This window comes from Abiotrophia sp. (assembly GCF_057275535.1).
Genome location: NZ_DBHIRJ010000008.1, coordinates 115,882 through 136,607, shown reverse-complemented (window position 1 = coordinate 136,607; position 20,726 = coordinate 115,882). Strand labels below are relative to the sequence as shown.

Genomic DNA, 20,726 nt, shown 5'->3' with positions numbered 1-20,726 from the left:
CTAAGGGTTGGTTTTGTTCTTTTGCTTGATGACAAAGTTATTCTTACGTTGCTTGGCAGCGGCTGGCGCCTGCTTAGGAGCGGCTTGATCGCCAGCGGATGGGCGACGGTTGCGCTTCTTGAAAGGCTTCTTGCCGCCCTTAGCCGGCGCATCCACCTTGTTGCCCTTGAAGCGATTTGGATCTTCCTTGACTTGAATCTTAGCTAATTGCTTGGTCTCGCCTACCTTTTTCTCGATTGGGGCCGGCTTAGTCTTAGCCTTGTCTTTGAGTTTGGCGTATTTAGCCACTTCCCGCTCCTTGGCTAGGACGAAGTAACGGCAGCCAAAGTTACAGTATTCATTGAGATAGTCTTCTAGAAAATCAATGGTTTGATCCTTGGGCACCTTGGCCTGGCCAATTTGATAGAAGCCTCGTAGGCGTAACTGTTCAAAGCCCCAGTCCCCGACAATGAAGTCGAACTTCTCGAAGTATTCTTGGTAGCGATTCTCGAAGGCTAGCAAGTCGAAGCCCTCACGGTAGTTGAGAACCAATTGATAAGGTTCCTCCTTAATCAGCAGGTGGTCTTCGTTAATCTGGCGGATTTGTTTGTCTTCTTGGACTTGGTCCTGACTAACGTCGGTCAGGATGGAGTCGATTTGATAGGATATATTATTATCGCGTTGGGTCATGCCTTTAGCTCCTTTACTTCTATGTCTCGTTCCTTCCTATTATAGCAAATTCTGGCCCTGCAAGCTATGGAATTCTCTGAGCCAAGTCACCCGACAAAAAAGCCCGCTCATTCAGCTTATGGCGAACTGAATGAGCGAACCGATCTTAAGGAAGCAGAAATTAGAATTATTTGGCTTGGGCTTCTACTTGGTAGACAGCCGCTTGGACTTGCTCAGGTGTCACGCCAGGCACCGCCAGTTTGAAGGTCTCCTTGTCGGAGGCGGCGAAGTCAGCCATCTTAGCTACGGCAGTCGCCATATCCTCTTGGACCCCTAGTTGTTGCCAGGAGTAGATGAAGCCATTGTCCTTGCAGTAATCGATGAGTTTTTGGGTCTCACCTTCTTCGCCCATAGCCGCCAACATTACCAGCAACCCATAAGCCACCTTGACCCCATGTTCAATAGTGTGGGTTTCAGCAAATTGTGACAGGGCGTTGTGGACAGCATGGGCCCCCGACATGCGCCCATATTCGCAGGCAAAGCAACCCACGGCAGCGGCCACATTGAAGACCGTATCGACCACGCGCTTGAAGGTGTCATTCACTACACCCAAGGCATGAGTGGCTAGGGCAGCGTGGGTATCTCGGAGCAGAATGTCCTTGGTTACCTTAGCAGCAGCCAAGCCTAATTCGACATTGGCTTCTAGAGCTCCAGTCAAATGACGGGTGATACTTTCGGCCTCATACCACTTAGCTACCGTATCACAGATACCCCCTTCGAAGTAGCGTCTAGGCGACTCAACTAGGAGATCTAAGTCCACCACGCAGGCATAAGGGGTACGTTTGAAGTAGGCCACGTCATTGAAGACTCCATTAGGATGGTAGACAGCCGCAACAGGGGTGGTTGGCGCACAGGTCCCCACGATTGTCGGCACGGTCACCACTTCACAGTGGAGGCGGTCAGCCGTTCCCTTGGCGGTGTCACAAAGCTTGCCCCCACCGACAGCCACAATCACATCGGCATCGGCTGCTAACTGAGCCAAGCGGTCCATATCTTCATAGCTGGCTGTGTGGTCATAACGTAAGACTGGCACACCTTCTAGTGGTTGAGGTAAATGTTTAAGAAAGGCAGCGTAAGATTTCTCCCCGGTAATAATGTAGGGACGCTCGAAGTTCTTTAAAATGCCTGCTAAAGAAGCCAAAGCTCCTTTTTCACTGATATATTGTCCGGGTGTACTACGTACGACTTGTACAAATTCCATAAGCGTCCTCCTTATCACTTAGATATAACTAAGTGAATGATTAAAGTTTTATTAGAAAATACTCTAACACACTTATTTTTCTTATACAAGGCCCTGGCGGCAGAAATTTGTATCACTTTCTGAAAACAATCGGAAATTTCATGAAAAAAGCGCCAAGCTATCGGCTTGACGCTAACTAGTACTAGCTTAACGCCCTAACTTAGGGAGCCACTCAAATACAAGGAAAATGAGAAGGACGGCCTGAAGCACTAACATAAGAGGGACCCCCAGGGCAAAAGGCCACTTGTGGGTCTTGTGGCGCCAAACCTGCATGGCCAGGAGGGCGCCCAGGGCACCGCCTATGGCAGCTAGGCCTAATAGGCGGGCTTCCGGCACCCGCCAGCGGCGCGCCACAGCTTGATGCTTATCCCAGATATAGACAGCAGCCGTCAGCAGATTAATCAGAACAAGATAGAGCCAAATATAGGTCATCATGGCCGCTGTTTCCATTCTGCTAGGAAGTCAGCCAGATTGCGCTCATGCTGGTACTTGATGGCTGCCTGAATATCCTTCTCGATGATGGCCTTGCTTAAATCCAAGCCATTGATGGCCGCAATGGCCACCGCATAATGAATCAAATCCGCCAGCTCAGTCACCAGTTCCTGGTCGGTATCCTGGCCCTTGCCTTGCTTGCGCCCCGCACGAATATTGAGTAGCTCGGCTATTTCACCCATTTCCTCTACTAGCTTAATGAAGAGGCCCTGTTCCTGACCCCAGTCACCATAATGCTCCGCTAGATAGGCCTCTAGAGCTGCCAAATTCAAATCTGTCATTCCCGTCTCCTCCTATAGGCGCAAGCACCTAACTTGCCCAGTCTCAGTCACCATGCTACCATAAAAATAAGAATCTGTTAAGGAGGACCCATATGCAAGCACTCCAAGCCCACGAAGACTTGGCCCAACTCAAGGCTCAGTCTCAGCTCCTCATTCTCCAATTCGGTAAACCCCAATGCGCGCCCTGCGCTAGCTTGGCCTTGAGACTGGATGAATGGGCTCAAAGCCATCCCCAGGCTACCCTACGCTATGTCGACTTAAGCCAGTGGCCCCAAGTAGCCGCCCAGGAACAAATCCTGTCCGCTCCCACCTTACAAGTCTACATTGACGGGCGCCGCTATCTGCAAGAAGCTGGCTATTTTAGCCTGGACCTCTTGCTAGACAAGCTAGATCACTACTGGGAACTACGTCAAGACACTGCCGAATAATGACAAAAAGGCCATAGACTATGGCCTTTTTCTTATGCTGTTAGAAATTTGCTAGCTAGCTTATGAACCTGCTGGATGCCTTTGCCGTCCAAGGTCCAAGTTGCTAACTCCGCTTGAATGAGATCAGGAAATTTCCGGCTAATGTCCCTCAGGGCATTGCCGACCGACTTGCGGACATAGTCACTGGGATCCCGCTTCAAGCCAGCGATACGCTCAATGGCTTCCTGGGGATGGTCCTTAAAGTAAGGCCGGCTAGTCCAAATTCTCAGCCCCTCCGTTACAGCCCGTCTGGTATTAGCTTGGCTATGGCCTAGCCATTCATCAATGACCGGCAAGGCTGCTTGGTAGCCTGTGGTCTTGCAGTAATGGTCCAAGGCCTTGGCTAATACTTCCTGAACCCGCCAGTTAGGGTCTAGACAGACCTGCTCTCTCAAATAATCCAGTATGTCCTCTTGCTGGGACAGGTAGCCCATGAGGAAGACGGCATACATACGGACTTGATAGGTTTCTGACCGATAGGCCTGCATAGCCAATTGCTTGATATAGTCCCAATCCTGACTGGCATAATCCGCTTGAGCTCTTTTCTCCTCTTCCTTGAAGCCTTTTTCAATCAGTGAGAACTCCGCCTCCAGGCGCTTGATATAGTCTTGCACTGACAGTCACCTTCTCTCTTTTACTAAAGACCGCATCCTATCAAGGCGGTCAAACTAAACTTAGCTTTGAACTGGATGCTGGGCAATGAAATCACAGAGGGCCGTCACCTGCTCTGGTCGTGTAGACCAAGCCGTTGTCAGACGGGCCACAACATAATCCTCAGCCAGTTCCCAGGTCGCATATTGGACCTTGTCCGACCAGATCGGCACCAAGACCTTAGGTAGACGGACAAAGACCTGGTTGGTCACCGAAGGATTGACTAGCTCGTAGCCATTGGCCACTAGACAATCCTGAATAGTCTGGGCGGCTGCCACCGCCTGGCGGCAGATGACCTGATAGAAGCCATCCTCGAACAGTACCTCGAATTGGGCCCCTAGGACGCGGCCTTTGGCTAGGACCGCACCCCCCTGCTTCATAACAGTAAAGAAATGTGGCAGCAGACTTGGGTTGGAAATCACCACGGCCTCCCCTAGCAGGGCCCCACACTTGGTCCCGCCAATATAGAAGACATCCGTCAAACGCGCCAAATCAGCCAGGCTAACATCGTTACTTGGACTGCCTAGGGCATAGGCCAGTCGCGCCCCATCAATAAAGAGGGGGAGCTGGTGCCGACGGCAAACCGCTGACAAGGCCTCCAATTCCGCCAGACTATAGAGGGTACCTAGCTCGGTTGGTTGCGACAGATAGACCATGCCAGGATAGACTGAATGAACATGGTTGGCATCCGCATAGAAATGAGTCATCCACTCCTCAACCGCTTGGGCGGTCAACTTACCATCTTGGCCAGGCAGGGACAAAACCTTGTGACCCCCTAGTTCAATCGCGCCCGCTTCATGGACATTAATATGGCCCGTGTCCGGCGCCAAGACCCCCTGGTAGGGCCGTAAGAGGGCCCGAATCACAGTCGCATTAGTCTGGGTCCCCCCTACAAAGAAATGAACCGTGGCATGTGGGCAGTCGCAGGCTTGACGAATCAAGTCATAGGCCCGTTCACTGTGGCTATCACTGCCGTAACCGGCTGCCGGCTGGCGATTGACTTCTATCAATCGCTCCAAAACCCGCTCATGTGCTCCCTCTAAGTAATCAGATCCAAAATACAAGTAGTCTTCGGTCATACTAATCAATCCCCTAATTTAATCAATATTGTCCTGCTGGATTTATTATATACCCTCTTCTCTCTGGGGCGCAAACCGCACTACTAAGTTTAAATAGTTGGTGCTAAAAGTTCGTGATTCTGACCTAATACAAGAAAAGTAAAGCCCTACTCCTAGGAGTAGGGCTAATGAGCTTATACAATATTCTCCTGCCAGATTAAATTACGGCCCTCATCAAAGCTCCGTAAAATAGCTAAATCATCTGGACTCAAGGTTAAGTCTAGGCTGTCAAAATTCTCCTTCATTTGGCTAGGATTGACCGTTCTCGGAATGACAATCACGCCTTCTTGCATCAAAAAGGCTAGGAGGACTTGAGCCACGCTTTTACCATAACGGCGCGCAATGGAAGCAAGGGTCGGATGTTGGAAGATTTCCCGGCGGCCTTCAGCAAAGGGTGCCCAGCCTTCAAACTGAATGCCGACTTGCTGGGTGTAAGCCCGCATGGCGCCTTGTTGGTGGAAGAGATGGCACTCGCTCTGCAGGACAGCCGGGCGAACGCGACAAGCAGATAAGACCGTCTCTATCTCCTTACGGCCAAAATTAGAAAGCCCAATGGCACGCACGTAGCCTTTTGAAACTGCCTCTTCCATGGCGCGATAGGTCCCCATATAATCGGGTACCATCCAATGAATGAGCATAAGATCTAGATAATCTAACTGCATCTTATCGAGCGCTTGCTTAATGGCCTGCTTAGTAGCCAAATAACCAGAACTATTGACCTTGCTCGTTATAAAAAAATCTTGACGCGGAAGTCCCGATTGCCTGACGGCTTGCCCGACTCCCTGTTCATTTCCATAGTAGTAGGCTGTATCAAAGAGTCGGTAGCCGATTTCAATGGCCTGGCTCGCTACCTTAGCCGTCTCCAAAACCGGCACCTGGTAGAAGCCCATACCTAAGACAGGCATTTGCTGACCTGTATAAAGTTGACAGTAACGCATCATTAGCCCTTCTTTCATCCTCATTAGAACGGTTCCCTATTCCTTAAGTGATAGCAATCAAGAAATGTTAAGTGTAAGCGTTTTTCTCCAATTATATTTTACCGGCCCTTCTCCGGCCTGTCAACCTCTTCCGACCGGATCTGTTATATAAGAGTCTTTCTAGGTGAGGATATAGTTGGGCGATGTTGATGCCCCTAAGAAAATAAAAAACGATGACAGAAGCTAGGCTCTATCATCGTCTGTTTTGTCTCGCCACCAAGCCAACTGCCACTGGCGCTCTCTTTGGACAGCTGCTAGGTCATCTGGATAGGCTAGGTTAATAAGTTTAATCGCATAATCACTGGCGACCATGGCGTGCTCCTTCATATGGGCGGTCGCCACTGCATGGCCGATGACCCGCAAAAGGACTTGCTCAATGGGATTTTCAGCTTGCTTGGCCATGGCGTGTATCTTGAAGCCAGCCTGTCTGACATCGTACATACGGGCTTGACCGGCCAAACAAGCTTGGCTGACGGCCCAGCCTGCCTCAACATCAGGCTCCTGCCCTACCTTAGAGCCAGTCAATTCAATCAAATGCTCTACCAAATCCCGGCCGAAGCGGGCACAAGTCTCCTGACTAGCGGCTTGGTAATAGGAATCTAGCTGCTTTCTCAAATCATCGCTGTCTAGCAACTTAATTTTCCGTCTGGTCATAGCCTCACCCCCTTATAAACTTCTTAGCCCTAGTATACACCAAGCCCTAGCTGAGTCAAACAAAGCCATTTGCCACACATTCCCATAAAAAAGAGGTCGGACTTCAAGAATCCGACCTCATTTATTGGCTTAAGGTAAAATAGCAATGGCGCGCACAGGCGAACCAGTGGCTTGCTCCCAATGTGGGAAGCTGACACTAATCAAGGCACCATTGGCTGGAACTTGGTCCAAATTATTCAAGACTTCTACTTGGTAGATATCTTGCTCCAAGAGATAGTATTCGTTAACTAAGCCGTACTCCGCTGCTGGAATACCCGCATCGGTGTCAAAGGTCTCATGGCCGACTGCTTTGACTTGGCGTTCCTTAATCAGAAATTCCAAGGCCTCGCGACTCCAACCTGGACTCTGCTGAACACCGGCTGCATCTAAGTTGCGCATAGCCTCTTGACTTGGCCAACGCTTAGACCAGTCGCTCCGGAAAGCTACAAAACTTTCTGGGCGAATTTGACCATGTTCTGCTTCGAAATCCAGGATGTCTTGCTTGGTCAAAATGTAGTTAGGGTTCTCCGCCACTTGAGCCGACTTGTCAATAACATAAAGAGGTAAGAGCAGATCCTTGAGCTCAATCTGATCCAGCCAGCGGCCACCTGCCACGAAGTGAATTGGAGCGTCAATGTGGGTGCCGTATTGGCCCACCACCGAGATTTTCTGAACGTGGAAACCATCCTTAAGGGTGAAGAGGTCTTCCTTCTCTAGGGCTGGTAGCGCCGGGAAGTGGGGGCTAGATTCGTTAATGACATGGCTAAGGTCAACCCATTTTTTGGACTTGAGTGTTTCATAGAGTGAAAGTAAATCTGACATCTTGTCTCCTCCTAACTAAGAGCTAATGATTACTGTAAAGGCAGTATAACAAAGTTAAGTGAGGCAGAACAAGATAGAAGGCCTTATTCCCTTAGACTATTTTGCTAGAACACGATATAACTATTAGCTATATCTTGCGCCCTAAACTGAGCCCACGTCCGACTAATCCACGCCTCCTATCTATTGCCAGAGTCTTCCCCTCTCATCGGCTAGACCTTGACAAATTTCATGGCAGAGACTAGACTGGGGCAAAGTAACAGATTCCCTTCCAGCAGAAAGGACAGCCTATGATTGATATCCATTTAATTACTCCTGAGCGCCAGATCGCTCTTCAACTCCCCAATGAAGATTTTCCCCTTATTGGCCAACTTCTCCCCTCTTACAAGGAGGGTGTGTGGTCCTACCAGGAACGGCTACTGGCCGACCATGATATCAGCCTCATGCGCTTCCCGGATGAGACTTATGACCTCCAGCAGATCAACCAAGCTGGCTTTGCCCTAGGTGCCTTCGACAAGGAGACTTGCCTTGGTCTGGCCATCTTCCAGGATGGCTTCTTTGCCTATAGCTACCTAGCTGACCTCAAGGTCACCAGTGCCTACCGTGGGCAAGGAATTGCTAGCCAATTGCTGGACCGAGGGCGTCAAATCGCTAAGGAACGTGGCTCGCGCGGGATTTATACCATTGGCCAAGATAATAACCTAATTGCTTGTCGCTTCTATCTTGCCTATGGCTTCCAGATAGGTGGCTTAGACACTCAAGTCTACACGGGAACGACTCAAGAAGGAAAAGCTGATATTTATTTCTATCTAGATCATTAAAAAAGAGGCCCTAGGCCTCTTTTTCTTGTCTTAATTGATAGGCCTCGACTAATGGCATTAACCTCACTATGGTCATAGGACTAGTTGTTGGACCACCTTACTTATCTTTACTCAATTGGCTTAAAATCCCCTTGAGATTGCCTACTTGATGGCTGATGGCCGTCTCTAGGTCTTGGTCTCGCTCTAAGGGGAAGTAGAGGGCGCCGACTAAGACGGAATCATCCTGTTTGCCCGTATCCTCTAAGCGGTAGAGGACTAGGCAGGCCATGCCTTGGTTAGGCTCCACTTCGTAGCGAGCCAAGAATTGCTTGCCGTCAATCTCAAGTTTATCTTGGAAGAGGGCATCTTCCCGGTCCGATTCGATGCGCTCCTGCAGCTCCTTATCGGTAATCAACTTGCCACCTTTGAGGGGCGAAGTCGCATAGGCCTCTAAGGTATAGAGATTGACATAACCCTTCATGCCAGGCGTCATGATGCGATAACCCACATCCCGACGGTCATCCTTGGTCAAGGACGGATGCAATTTCCAGTCCTCAGGTATCTTGTAAGGACGTTCGGTTGGCTTAGGGGGCTCCTTGCCATCCACGGCCTCATACATCCAGTTCTTGGATGATTCGAAAATCTTATCTTGGCCCTTGTCAATAGCAGTTGGCTCCACCTTCAAGAGGGTCTTGAAAAAGGCCTCTTCTTGCTCCTTGTTTTCTAACTCCTTGCTAGACTCTGAGACTGCTGAACTGGACTCTTGGCTATCGTCTGATTGGTTAGCCCAGGCTACTTGAGGAGCTAGTAAGAAGCTAGTGGCGGTCGCTAGACTGGCTAAGACTAGATGTAATTTTTTCATACTTTACCTCCTTGGGTGACCGATGCAGAGGGGAGTCACCTTGGTTACTGGAGTACCTAGCCCTAGTGTAACCTATTTGAGCTCGTCAGGCAAGGAAAGGCCTATTTAGCCAGACCTGCCGCCACCAAGGCCAAAAGCCAGAGATGGAGCGGATAGAAGACATAGAAGAAGTAGCGGTTGAAGGCTGACTGCTTACCTCTTTGGCCATTGTAGAGGGCTAAGACTGGCAAGACACTAATGAAGAGCCAATCAGAGTTATAGAGCAACATGGTGAGGGTCTCCTGCCAGCTGCCGTAGGTGGAGTAAGAAAGAGCAAAGAGAATCAAGGCTAGCACCAGATAAAGCACTGTCCCAAGGCCATTGCGCTGACGGCAGCAGTAAGTAATCAAGATAAAGGGTAGCACCACCATGCCACCTTCTGTCAGCAAGAGTCCGACTAAGAAGAGCAAGCCGGCACCTGCCCAACGGAGGCGTTTGGCTTGTGGCGTCAGACTTTGGCGTGGGAAGGCCAATGCCAGCATGCTCACTCCTAGGGCTAGGGTCAGGAAGATATTATTGCTGATATGGACACCGCGCTCAGCCAAGAGGCCATTAAGCAACCAGTTGCCGGCCGCCATGATGGTAGCAGCACCCCAGAGTCGGACTTGATAGCGACGCAGGTTGCGGGTATGTAGGAAACCCTCTACCGCCAAATAAGCAAAGCCCGCGGCCACACAGCGCGTCATCGCATGAAAGATGCCCTCCCAGAGTGGTGGCACCAGACCGGGCACATGGGGCAGATGGTCTAAAACCATAAGGGCTGCCAACAAGTATTTGATTTGAGTTGCATTTAATTTCTTCATAGGAATGCTCCTTTAAGTTTTCTTAGCTTAAGTTTAGACCCAAAAAGCCCGGCCAACCATAAGCTGAGCTTACAGTTAGCCGGGTTATCTTACATTATTGAAAGTTTAGCCTTGTTGATCTAAATTCCGCAAGAGACGCTGGATAACCCAGGACTTAAGCACGAGAGTCAAGATAAAGCTTGGCAACAAGGATAGGAGAAAGGCTAGAATTCCCAGACGAGCTACAAAGGACGAGACTAGGACAGGTTGCCAGTAGAGCCCCCACACTAGGGGCACCAGGCCAAAGAGATAGCCTAACAACAAGAGCCCATTGACCAGATAGGGCCGCTGGCGTCCCGGTAAAGCCCCATTAAAACGCAAGGTCTGATCACGAAAATCGCTTAAGATGGCACGCTGAGTGGCCTGGTCTGGCACTGGCACTGACTGGACTTGGCTTCTGAGATGACTTGACACGACTTCATATACTAGTGCTAACAAGAGCCCCAAGATCAGAGGCAAGGCCACTGCCCCCAGGCTACCTAGATAACGATCCGGGTAGTGCGGCTGACGCCCCGAATCATAACCTAACCAGCGAATGAGGCGCCCGGCTAGCAAGGGTAAGATGACCAAGCCTAGGGACCACAGGGTCCAGGCCACACGCCGGCTTAGGTCAGTGGGACTTTCCTCTTTCCATAGCAACTGGCCACTTGCGAGGTCATATTCAGCTAGCAAGCGACGGGCTGCTTCCTTCTGGCTTTGACGCAGATAGGCACCATAAAAGACTAGTTTTCTATAGGGGATCCACATTCCATAATTCCTCCGCTTCCTGGGCTTTTCTTCCTCTCTATTCTAGCCAGATTGGTCATCAAAAACAAGACCTTAGGCCTGAGGAAACGGCTGATCCCAATAAAAAAACACCCCCTCGTCAGGGGGTGCCATATGTCTGTCTATTGCGTTGCTCCTAGCTAACCGTTAGAGGAGAGCGCTAATAGATTAGGCATTTTCTTTTTTCTTGATCAAGATTAAGCTCATCCCACCAAGCATAGCGACGAGACCTACCGCAAATAAGGCAGCATCACTCGTTGCCCCAGTGTTTGGTAGTTGCTCGTTGTCCGCTGGGCCTTTGGCTGGCTTAGCTTCCAAAGTAAGTGCGGATTCTTCTGCTGGTAGTTGGCCGCTAGCAGGGTCTTCTGAGATGATCAGTTCTGGTAATTCAGACTGAATATCAGCTTGCCCGCTATTGAATTGGTCGCCTTTGGATTCTGAGAAGAATGATGAGGACTCGGACTCCGAACTTGTCGATTCACTCATGCTAGATGCTGACTCAGATTCGCTGGCTTGTGACTGGCTAGAAGATGCCACTGATGAGGATTCGGACTCCGAACTTGTCGACTCGCTCATGCTGGACGCTTGACTAGCTTCACTCGAAGAAGCTTCTTGTGAAGAGCTAGAGACTTCTTGTGATGAGGATTCGGACTCCGAACTTGTCGATTCACTCATGCTTGAAGCTTCACTCGATTCACTTGAAGATTCTTGAGAAGAACTTGATTCTGGGTCAGTTGGGGTCTCATTGCCACCCACTTTGGTACCTACGCGGATGATTTCTTTGACCATGGCTTTGACCACAGATTCAGTTGTGTTGCTGATTAATTCGCCGGTCGTCTTGTTGGCGAGGGCATAAGTAGTCAGCTTGAGGATTTGACCGTTGACACCGGCTTGCAAGACTTCACGTTTGCCCGTTTCTAGGGTGTCATCCTTCTGCTCCTCAGTTTCGTAAGGAACATCTACATATTCCTTATCAGGACGCGTCCCAACCTTAATTAAGCCATTTTGGACTTGGGTCGCTACCTTAGTGACAGTATCTACCACCACTTTTGAAATCACAGGTTGCTCAAATAATTCCTCATAGAGTCTAGCGAAATAAGGTTCCGCTTGATCCATTGGGGTGAAGCCCTGCGCATCCCAGACTAGGGAGCCATTGACGGTCTTATAGCGAGGATATTCCCAATTAAATATCTTCTTAGCCGCATAGCGACCCATGAACTCAGCGAAGGCTTCCTCAATATTCTTGGTGTAGTATTCGCTGTAGTCTGGCTTGTCTTTGAAGGCTGAATTGAAGACTCCTTCAAATTCCTGGGTATTTCTAAACCCTAAGACATTACTACGAGAATCGCGGTAAGTCGCAGGATAAGCATATTCCACCGCCCCGAAAATCCCGGCGTTAGCGTCGATGATATGGGCGATTTCATGCAGTAATGTGGCAATCATGGCTGTGGCTGGTTGATCCACTGGGTAGCCATAACTTGACGTGTAGTACAAGAGATCAATATTGCCGGTCGCATAATAGGCCAAACCAATGGCATCATTGGTCTTAGCCGCACTTGGCAATTTCTTATCTGACACGCGTAAGTAGACTAAGTTCTTCCGATATTCAAATGGAATTTTCTTAATGGTTGCCTCAAACTCATCCCGGACACTCTGAGGAATGTCTCCCTCATAATGTACGTTGAGGTTGTCGCTACCGTTGAGGTAGTTATAACGTTGAGTCATACCTGTATAAGCAATCTTAGCCCAGTCAATCATGCCTTGTTGGCGCTCGTCCAACTTGCCTAAGGCCTTAAGATGCTCAGCCGCTAATTCTAAACGCTGATAGTTGGCCTTAACGTCCGCATAGAGCGCATCGGTCATAGTGTTCTTAGCATGGTAGCGTCGAACTGCATCCTTCTGTGTAATCAAATTCTGCTTATCCAAAGGAATCAAGCGTTCGACATGACGCCCACTGGATACTTCGATTAAGTAAGCGAAGGTTTTCTCTAACATGACCTTATAGAGGTCTTCATCACGGCTAAAGTCAATATCTTCCCAATTGCTGGTCCCCATTGCTCGCGCCTGGTATCGGATGCTACGAATATTAGGGTTATTAGGGTCTAACATTTCAGTCGTTAGTGTATAACCCTGATAGACACCATCCGTTGGCTTAAGCAAGGTTGCATCAGACTGTACTAACTCTCTCACGCCGGTGCCTTGATCAAGATGCTGTGTGCTTGGCACTGGTACGAAGAGTTTGTTGATGACAATCTTATCACTTGGCAGCGCCTGAGAGCTGTCCACAGAATAAAGTTTCTCATCAGTGTACATATATTTGTCTGACCGCAAAGCGTCTTCCACGCCTGGCCCTAAATCAACGGCCGGTGCTTTTACTACCTTGTAAGTAGTCGTGGTTGTGACGCCACCATCAACTGGCTTTTCAACTACATCCTCTAAGCCTGCATCCATCTCTGAGTCAGCAATATATTCGATGCTGGCCGACTCCGTGATTTCATGCTCGACTTTGGGATCAGGAGCCCTAAGATTAGGTCCTGTATGTTCAGATGACTCAGCTGGCTGGTCGTCTTCAGCAAGGTTACCCCCGCCATAGTCGCCGGCTGCTTCTTCCGCTAGGTTACCCACAGCAGGAGAAGTCTGCGCTGCACTTGAAGGCGCTGCTTGTGATGATTCTGCTGATGCAGATATCGCAGGCACCTGACTTGCTAGCGGATTACCGGATTCAAGACGCGTAGCTGCCTCATCAGCTACAGGTGCTTCTTGACGGTGCTCTACACTGGCAACTTCATGACTTGCCTGAAGAACCGCTGGGTCTTCATTCGCAAACACTGCCGGGGATGGTAGCACACTACCCAGCAAGAGTGCTACAATCACAAGTCGATGTATGATGCCAAGTCGCTTAGCCATCGATCGATCCTTCTTGTTTGTTATAAACATGTATCGATTGTTCCCTCCTGTTTCCGTTTTTTGTCGAATCCTTAACATAAAGTGTCACATGCACATAAAATCGCATCCTAATTTAGTCTGCAAATAACATTCTATCTAAAGACCCAACTTCTAGTTTACCACAGGAGCTTAGAAGGTCACAATATAAGATGTGAATTTTTTTAGAACATTTTATGGCCTTGCCCCTTAGAAATCGCGCCACAATAAGAAAAGGACCTAGTCCTGTCAACGACAGAACTAAGTCCTAAGACTAGTCAATTTAAGGGTGACTCTCCAATTAGGGAGAGTAAAGGACTAGATTAGAAAAATTTCTTAAAGACCGAAGTCACCCAAGAAACTACCGCGAAGAAACCTGTCACCAACCAGTTGGTTGCATTTGAAATGACATTGCTAAATTCTGATTTTTTAGCTGGTTTCTGAGCTGGCTTCTCGGCAGGTTTCTCAGCCGGCTTCTCTTGCGATGCGCTTGAAGAGGATTCAGAGGAAACTTGGCTGCTTGAAGCTTCTTCCGAGATAGATAGTTCTGGTAACTCAGACGCTACTGCTGCTGCCCCATTATTGAATTGGTCGCCTTTGGCTTCTGAGAATGGTGGCTTAGTCCCTACCAGAATGATTTCCTTAACCATTGGCTTGACAACAGTTCTGGTCACCTTGTTAGTCATTTCGCCTGTCTCCGTATTGACAAGTTTGTAAGTTGTCAGCTTACGGACTTGACCCTTAACACCTTCCTGCAAGACTTGACGTTGGCCTTGTTCTAAGGTGTTATCCAAGCGTTCTTCTGTCTCATATTCTAAGTCTTCGAATTCCTCATCAGGACGAACCCCAACCTTGATTAGGCCGTGCTTAAGTTCTTTCTCTTCCGTGGTGATGGTATCTACTACAATCTTGGAACGAACAGCTGGCTCGAACAATTGATGGTAGAGGTTAGCAAAATAAGGTTCTAACTTGTCCATTGGGCTATAGCCATTTGGATCATAGGTCAACTGACCATCAACCATTTTATAGCGCAGATATTGCCAATTAAAGACTTTCTTAGCCACGTATTGCCCTAGAAACTCTGCAAAGGCTTCTTTCGCGCTACTAGTGTAATACTCTTCATATGGCCCTTTGCCCTTAACATATTCGTTAAAAACCGCCTCGAATTCCTGCGAGTGTCTAAATCCTTGAACATTGGTACGTGCAAAAAAGTAAGGCGCTGCTTTTTCAAATTCGTAAACACCGAAAATTCCCGCATTATGGTCGACTACATGGCCCATTTCATGGAGCAGTGTACGCAACATATTCAATACAGGGCTAGAAATTGGTTTGCCATCACGGGACGCCTGATAGAGAATATTGATGTTACCAGTCGGACCGTAGGTCGCACCTATTTGCGCTTGGTCGTCAGTTTCCCATAATTGGTCTGTTACGTTCAAATAAAGCAAATTCTTACGATATTCAAAAGGAATATAGCTAATTGCGTTCTCAAAGCTATCACGTACATCTTGAGGAATTTCCCCATTATAGTAAACGTTCAAGTTATCCTTGCCGTTGGCATAATTATAGCGTTGACTTAATAAGGAGTAGGTAATATTAGACCAGGCCTCCATCCATTTTTGTACGCTATCAAATTTACCCATGGCTTCCAACTTCCCTGCAGCTAATTGCAAACGTTGATAGTTGGCTTTAACATCAGCATAGAGGGCATCTGACATGGTGTTTTTAGCAAAGTAGCGACGAACCGCATCCTCTTGCGTTACCAAGTTGTTCTCTCTTAGAGGAATGAGGCGTTCAATATGCCCCCCACTGGCAACTTCAATAAGATAGTTGTAGCTCTTCTCCAACATTTCCTTGTATAGGTCTTCGTCACGGCTGAAATCAACCTCTTCCCATTTATCAGTCCCCATGACTCTTGCTCGATACTTAATGGTTCTTATAGCTGGATTATTTGGATCCAACATGTCAGTCGTTAGGGTGTAGCCCTTATAGGTACCCTCTGTCGGCTTAATTAAGGTTGCATCGGACTGCGCCAATTCTCTGACACCAGTGCTTGGCCCTAATTTTTGAGTGGCAGGCACTGATACGAAGAGCTTGTCGATTACAATCTGTTCACTTGGTGTTTTTTGAGAGTAGTCTACTGAGTAGATTTTCTCATCAGAGTACATATATTTATCTGATTTTAAGGCTTCCTCCACACCTGGGCCTAAATCGACATCCGGTGTCGTGACCTTCTTATAGGTCGTGGTAGTCTTACGACCCGCATGGACTGCCTCTTCAACAACTTCTTCTGCTCCCGCATCCATGTCTGGATCGGCAACATATTGGTAGTGCGCGCGTTCCTTAATATCATAGTCGATTTTAGGTTCTAGCGTCTGTGGTAAATCATCTGAATGCTCAGATGCTTCGCTCGTTAAGCCATTGGCAAGATTACCGTCGTCTTCGTCATCATCCAATAGGTTACCCGTTGGTGTGTTTGGTAAAGCTGAAGATTCAGACTGAGCTGATTCTTCCGATGTTTGATTGTCTCGCTCGACACTCGTCACCGCTTCATTAATTGCTGGACTATCCTCCGCAAGGACTGCTGGAGATGGTAGCACGCTTGTCAGCAAGAGCGTCACGAGTACAAGACGATGCGCTAGGCTAAGCCGTTTAGCCTTGGACCGATTTTGTTGATCTCGTTTGAACATAAATCGTTTCTTTCCTCCTATTTTCCCTTCTTGATTGGCGCTTCAGATAAAATCACAAGCACATTTTTTTCACCCTTATTGAATGTGCCGATAACAAGATATCTAGAAAGCTAAACCCTATTGTATCACAGGAGAATAGGGTTTCACAATATGCTTTGTGAAATTTGTTTAAGGGCTAGATATTATGTGAATCCAGCCAAAGAGGCAGGGAAATCCCTGCCTCTAATAGGCCTTACAAATCAATGACAGTTTCACTTCATATCTATATTAGCTATTTAGTTTTTGTTCCCATACGACTCCGCTAATCGGTAAATATCATTGTTGAGGAGTTTACAACATAGTTTTGCTAGAAATTGTCCATATACCTCCAAATATTTACTAGCATCATTAACAAACAAAAAACCGGGACTTTGGATTACTCCATGCATCATTTTATTTCTCAAATAGCATACGAAGTTCAACAAAAACATCATATAATCAGCGGTATCTTCTCCACTTTTTTTCTGACATTCTTTAAACTTCTTCTTCACTGTTCTATAGGGCTTCATTTTACTATCATTCGAAGAAGGATTAGAGGCATACTCCCCCTGGTATTTCCCGTATATTTCATCAAACATTTCCTCTAATAATGTCAAAAGAGACGAGTCAGAAATATTATGGATATCAAATATAGTTAGAAAACTCTCAATGTTGGAAATTTGCTGTGGGTCCTTCTTTCGAAAAAACGCTATCGCATCATTAGTATCAATTTCCTTAAGCACCAATTCCTTTGCTTCTTGAAAAATGGAATCAAACTCAGCAATACTAGACTTCATAACATCAAACATTTTTATATACGCATTTTTTTCACTGTCACCGTTTTTCCCCTTATCGTTCTTACTATTAATCACTTTATACACAGTACTATATATATAGTTGAACGCCTTCCAAGAATGTTCTAATTTATAGGTGGTATAATCCATTCCCTCAATTAGATGCATTAATGGAAAATAAATTGAATCATCACTATAATCGAACAAGCTATCTAAAACAAGTTCGTCTACTTCAAAAGGAAATCCAGTCTTAAACTTTTGATTAAAACTAGGGACTGAATGTATTTTTTTTTCGTTCCATTTGGTAACAACACTTTTTATTCCTTTAATAGTGAAGGCACCGATTTTAATGTAAGAATATAATAGAACACTAATACATTCACGATAATATCGACTTTTTATTGTATAGAACATTGTACCTTGATCAATATCCCTCGTTCGTTCACCTGATATTTCAATCTTATCCTTACAAATAGATACCTTATCCTTATATTCATTACCTTCTATATTTTTATGGTATAAATACTCTTTTTTGATTGGAAGTTCTTGCTGGATAGCGTCTTCCTTATCTATAAAATCTATCTCTATTTCGACTTTAAACTTACATTTTTTAGAGTAAATCATGATGCGCTCCTTTCACGAATATCCACGAAAGACTCTTTTTACTTAGTAATTTGTCTACATGATAAAACGCTTTGTAGATTATCACTTTGATTCACCTATGAGATTACTTTGATAATCTATTTATCTTGCTTCTATCTAGTATGTATATAATAGCATATTTGCTGAGGTGTAGAAAGATATCTTTACTTTAATATGCGCTCCTAACTACCTTGCTCTTTCAAACATAGCGCACCCCATAGTCCTGACGAGCTTGGCGCGTCCAAGTTTGGATGAAGTCAGTCTTGGCATCGGTGTAGGCATCACGATTGTGCTCATACTGCGACCAGAGAGCTAACTTGAGGGCCTCATAATCCTTGGCTACTTGGGCATGTTCCCTAAGATAGTCCCTAAAGTAGAGCTCGTCGTGATCTCCTTGGTAGCGCAAGTGAATGTGATAGACCTTATCCGCGAAGCCTTCTGGGGTGTAACCCGCATTCAAGGATACCCGCCCCTCTGACTCTGACATTTTAAGAAAGCCAGACTGAATCAAGCAATCACTGGCTAGGCGCAAATCCGACTGAGGTGCCAACTCGACCAAAACATCAACGATATCCTTGGCCCAGATGCCTGGGATGGCCGTGCTACCAATGTGGCTGATACGAACCAGAGACAAATCTCCTAGGACTTGTGCCAGTCGCATTTCCATTTCTTGATAATTGGTCTTCCACTGGGGCTTAGGTGCTACTAGGAAGATAGGAAACAGACGCCAGAGTTCTTCTAAGGATAGTTTAGTCAGGTCCTTGGCCATATGGGTTGCTCCTTTCAAACAAGGCAAATCTAGTTTTTTGGTTTTAAACCTAAAGCCGAGTAGCCCGAAGGTCGCATACGATTCTCGGCTGCTAGCTTGTCAACCAGTCTTAAATTACGCTCAGACTGAGTGGACTTGCCCTTACGAGGTGTAAACTTCTGCAGGTAGGACAGATCATCATAGGACCGTCGCATGCTTTCACTCCAGCCGAAACATAGCCCTTCTTCCAAGACCTCATGAAAGGTCACCGATGACAACTTGGACTTAGCTTTAAAAATCCGAATCCAAATACCCGGCGAAGTCTGTTCATTAGCTAGTAACCAATCATGTAGTTCTTGTCTCTTTTCAAAAGATATAATCGGAAGTTGATCATAGACTTGGTCTAATTGTCGCATTATTTTTTCCTTTCATTCTTGATGGTGACCGTTCTGCTAAACTCAGGATAAGATGGCCTCATATACAAGCTTATCTAATTAATTGCCCTCATCCGGTCTGAGTTCTCTGATTGTTGAGCCCATCAAGCCCCGTCTTGGAACTTATGGTAATGGCGATAAACTAGCTATTGAGCCCCCTCCACCCACTGATCATTGTCCATAATAAAGGGCTTAGCCAAGCCAGGGCCAGTATAGTCGGAGTACTTGGTCCCCAGATATTGATAGACCTCTTCCTTGCTGGCAAATTTGATGGCCTGATAAGGCTCCTCGAAGGTCAGTTTCTCTAGGAAGAGATAGCCCTCTTTGGCTGGAACTAAGACGCCGACATGGCCGATGAAGAGACTGTCGCCATCCAAATTATCATGTAAGACTACCGACAGCATTCTAACCTTATCATTGAACTTGAACTGGGACAGGTATTGCGCCATACGCTTGGCGTGGACCTTGACGTCCTGGGTAGCCTCGGTCTTAACCCGAGAGAAGAGGATATTGAAGGCCGCCTTATCCTTATCATCCATGACATGCCCCTTGTCTATGGCGTCATTATCCATGAAGAGCAGCTCATCATCCTGGCTGACAGGCGGAATCTCAATGGTGTTTTTGAGCAAGGTATAGCTGTTAATGCGGCAATTAGTCCCGATAAAATCCCCCTTCTGCTCATGCCAAAGTGGATTAATCTTGGCCACATCATAGTCCGTCTTGGTGAATTCGGTGAAGTCCCCCTTGAGCCCGCTAGGCCCAACAATGTCATTATAGTCTTTGACGAGTTTGAGGAATTCCTCAACGCTATCCTTGTCCAAATGAGCAGACAAGAGGGTCCTCACTTCTTCTATGCTACTTGGACTATTAAGGTTAGAATAGCTGGGATGAGAAGGACTTGCTTCTTGGCCACTCTGCTTAGGACTACAGGCTACTAGAGATAAGACGAGGCCGAGGGATAGGATGATGGTTTTGGTGTGTTTGAACATGAGGCTCTCCTCTAGCTGATATTTTGGTCAAAATTTACCTTTTAACATTAGGTTAAAAGGTATACTGAACTATTTATGCTTGTTGAGATGGTCGCGACAAAAAGTAGAGATAGGCCCCAAAGGCGAACTTAATGGCAGCATCCACATAGGCAATGACCACCATGGAAATATTAGGGAAGAGATAGCCAACCGCAATATTGACCGCACACATCAGGGCTAGATAAATCATAGACTTGCCATGTACGAAATAGAAGGGGAAGAAATGCAGCGCGGTCGCCATTAAGGCTCCCAGCCAGATGAGGCGCCAATTTTCCGTCGCGAAGAAGGGGCCGCCTAAGATGGCCATTAAGACAAAGAGTAAAATGACCGCATAGAGGGCTACTTTCTTCTGGAAGGGACTCGAACTGCCAGTTGATAATTTATTAAGTAGGGTTTTGTTCTGGTTAATAGCGAAAAAGCTGACAATGTAGCCCATGCTGAAAACCTGCATGTTAATAATCTGCTTGCCACCAATCAAGGTTGCCACCGCAATCACCGACGCAACGGCCATCAACCATAAGCCACAGGCTTTCTTGAAGTTAAATGCTAGTTTTTCATTCTTGTCATAAGCTAAAAATCCCATAAATAAGTGCCTCCAAAATCTTCATAGCTGCCATCTAGCCTCTATCCAGTAAGCTAGGTGGCTCTTACTTTATTATAGCACTTTAATAGAAGAAAAGGCGTTGACAAGCTCCT

General features: G+C 47.0%; 21 protein-coding genes. 2 read left to right on the top strand and 19 right to left on the bottom strand.

Annotated elements, in window-relative coordinates; all coding sequences use genetic code 11:
- From ACO53F_RS07720 to ACO53F_RS07705, 4 genes are all read right to left on the bottom strand, one after another.
- Entirely contained in the window at positions 1–669 is a 669-nt protein-coding gene (locus ACO53F_RS07720) for a YutD family protein (protein ID WP_303885937.1), read from the bottom strand.
- 166 nt (positions 670–835) lie between these two features.
- Positions 836–1,909 (bottom strand): iron-containing alcohol dehydrogenase family protein, encoded by a 1,074-nt coding sequence (locus ACO53F_RS07715; RefSeq protein WP_485137966.1) that lies wholly within the window; start codon positions 1,907–1,909, stop codon positions 836–838.
- A 186-nt stretch (positions 1,910–2,095) separates the two neighbouring features.
- Positions 2,096–2,383: a DUF1294 domain-containing protein gene (locus ACO53F_RS07710; protein WP_485135837.1), complete on the bottom strand. Its 288-nt coding sequence runs from the start codon at positions 2,381–2,383 to the stop codon at positions 2,096–2,098.
- On the bottom strand, positions 2,380–2,721 hold the full coding sequence (locus ACO53F_RS07705) for a MazG nucleotide pyrophosphohydrolase domain-containing protein (RefSeq protein WP_023392278.1): 342 nt from the start codon (positions 2,719–2,721) through the stop codon (positions 2,380–2,382). The genes ACO53F_RS07710 and ACO53F_RS07705 overlap by 4 nt, the downstream gene beginning before the upstream one ends.
- Positions 2,722–2,813: 92 nt before the next feature.
- On the opposite strand from ACO53F_RS07705, the gene ACO53F_RS07700 reads away from it, so the two are divergent.
- Positions 2,814–3,149, top strand: coding sequence for a thioredoxin family protein (locus ACO53F_RS07700; protein WP_485137965.1), 336 nt, complete (start codon positions 2,814–2,816; stop codon positions 3,147–3,149).
- A gap of 32 nt (positions 3,150–3,181) precedes the next feature.
- Here the strand turns inward: ACO53F_RS07700 and ACO53F_RS07695 are convergent, their stop codons facing one another.
- From ACO53F_RS07695 to ACO53F_RS07675, 5 genes are all read right to left on the bottom strand, one after another.
- Positions 3,182–3,802 (bottom strand): DNA alkylation repair protein, encoded by a 621-nt coding sequence (locus ACO53F_RS07695; protein ID WP_485137964.1) that lies wholly within the window; start codon positions 3,800–3,802, stop codon positions 3,182–3,184.
- Positions 3,803–3,862: 60 nt separating this feature from the next.
- Positions 3,863–4,918, bottom strand: a complete 1,056-nt coding sequence (locus tag ACO53F_RS07690; protein WP_485137963.1) for a threonine aldolase family protein — start codon at positions 4,916–4,918, stop codon at positions 3,863–3,865.
- A 173-nt stretch (positions 4,919–5,091) separates the two neighbouring features.
- Positions 5,092–5,895, bottom strand: coding sequence for an aldo/keto reductase (locus ACO53F_RS07685; protein ID WP_485137962.1), 804 nt, complete (start codon positions 5,893–5,895; stop codon positions 5,092–5,094).
- A 222-nt stretch (positions 5,896–6,117) separates the two neighbouring features.
- Positions 6,118–6,588 carry a putative immunity protein gene (locus ACO53F_RS07680; RefSeq protein ID WP_485137961.1) on the bottom strand — a complete coding sequence of 157 codons (471 nt, stop codon included), beginning with the start codon at positions 6,586–6,588 and terminating at the stop codon, positions 6,118–6,120.
- A gap of 129 nt (positions 6,589–6,717) precedes the next feature.
- Positions 6,718–7,449, bottom strand: a complete 732-nt coding sequence (locus tag ACO53F_RS07675; RefSeq protein ID WP_485137960.1) for a cyclase family protein — start codon at positions 7,447–7,449, stop codon at positions 6,718–6,720.
- Between the two features lie 287 nt (positions 7,450–7,736).
- Between ACO53F_RS07675 and ACO53F_RS07670 the strand changes: the two genes are divergently transcribed.
- The gene (locus ACO53F_RS07670; RefSeq protein WP_485137959.1) at positions 7,737–8,267 is read left to right on the top strand and encodes a GNAT family N-acetyltransferase; all 531 of its coding nucleotides are present in this window, start codon (positions 7,737–7,739) and stop codon (positions 8,265–8,267) included.
- A gap of 97 nt (positions 8,268–8,364) precedes the next feature.
- On the opposite strand, the gene ACO53F_RS07665 is transcribed toward ACO53F_RS07670, so the two are convergent.
- The 10 genes from ACO53F_RS07665 to ACO53F_RS07620 form a co-directional block, all read right to left on the bottom strand.
- Complete coding sequence (locus ACO53F_RS07665; RefSeq protein ID WP_485137958.1) at positions 8,365–9,108, bottom strand: hypothetical protein; 744 nt, start codon at positions 9,106–9,108, stop codon at positions 8,365–8,367.
- Positions 9,109–9,209: 101 nt separating this feature from the next.
- Positions 9,210–9,950, bottom strand: coding sequence for a TraX family protein (locus tag ACO53F_RS07660; protein ID WP_485137957.1), 741 nt, complete (start codon positions 9,948–9,950; stop codon positions 9,210–9,212).
- Between the two features lie 105 nt (positions 9,951–10,055).
- Positions 10,056–10,736, bottom strand: coding sequence for a hypothetical protein (locus ACO53F_RS07655; protein ID WP_485137956.1), 681 nt, complete (start codon positions 10,734–10,736; stop codon positions 10,056–10,058).
- A 186-nt stretch (positions 10,737–10,922) separates the two neighbouring features.
- Positions 10,923–13,661 carry a G5 domain-containing protein gene (locus ACO53F_RS07650; RefSeq protein WP_485137955.1) on the bottom strand — a complete coding sequence of 913 codons (2,739 nt, stop codon included), beginning with the start codon at positions 13,659–13,661 and terminating at the stop codon, positions 10,923–10,925.
- A 338-nt stretch (positions 13,662–13,999) separates the two neighbouring features.
- On the bottom strand, positions 14,000–16,366 hold the full coding sequence (locus ACO53F_RS07645; protein ID WP_485137954.1) for a G5 domain-containing protein: 2,367 nt from the start codon (positions 16,364–16,366) through the stop codon (positions 14,000–14,002).
- A gap of 275 nt (positions 16,367–16,641) precedes the next feature.
- Entirely contained in the window at positions 16,642–17,802 is a 1,161-nt protein-coding gene (locus tag ACO53F_RS07640; protein WP_485137953.1) for a hypothetical protein, read from the bottom strand.
- Between the two features lie 217 nt (positions 17,803–18,019).
- Positions 18,020–18,589 (bottom strand): GrpB family protein, encoded by a 570-nt coding sequence (locus ACO53F_RS07635; protein ID WP_485137952.1) that lies wholly within the window; start codon positions 18,587–18,589, stop codon positions 18,020–18,022.
- A 29-nt stretch (positions 18,590–18,618) separates the two neighbouring features.
- Positions 18,619–18,984, bottom strand: a complete 366-nt coding sequence (locus ACO53F_RS07630) for a YdeI/OmpD-associated family protein (RefSeq protein WP_485137951.1) — start codon at positions 18,982–18,984, stop codon at positions 18,619–18,621.
- Between the two features lie 164 nt (positions 18,985–19,148).
- Positions 19,149–19,991, bottom strand: coding sequence for a DUF4300 family protein (locus ACO53F_RS07625; protein ID WP_485137950.1), 843 nt, complete (start codon positions 19,989–19,991; stop codon positions 19,149–19,151).
- Between the two features lie 73 nt (positions 19,992–20,064).
- Positions 20,065–20,613 (bottom strand): DUF6609 family protein, encoded by a 549-nt coding sequence (locus ACO53F_RS07620; protein ID WP_485137949.1) that lies wholly within the window; start codon positions 20,611–20,613, stop codon positions 20,065–20,067.
- Positions 20,614–20,726 lie beyond the last annotated feature (113 nt).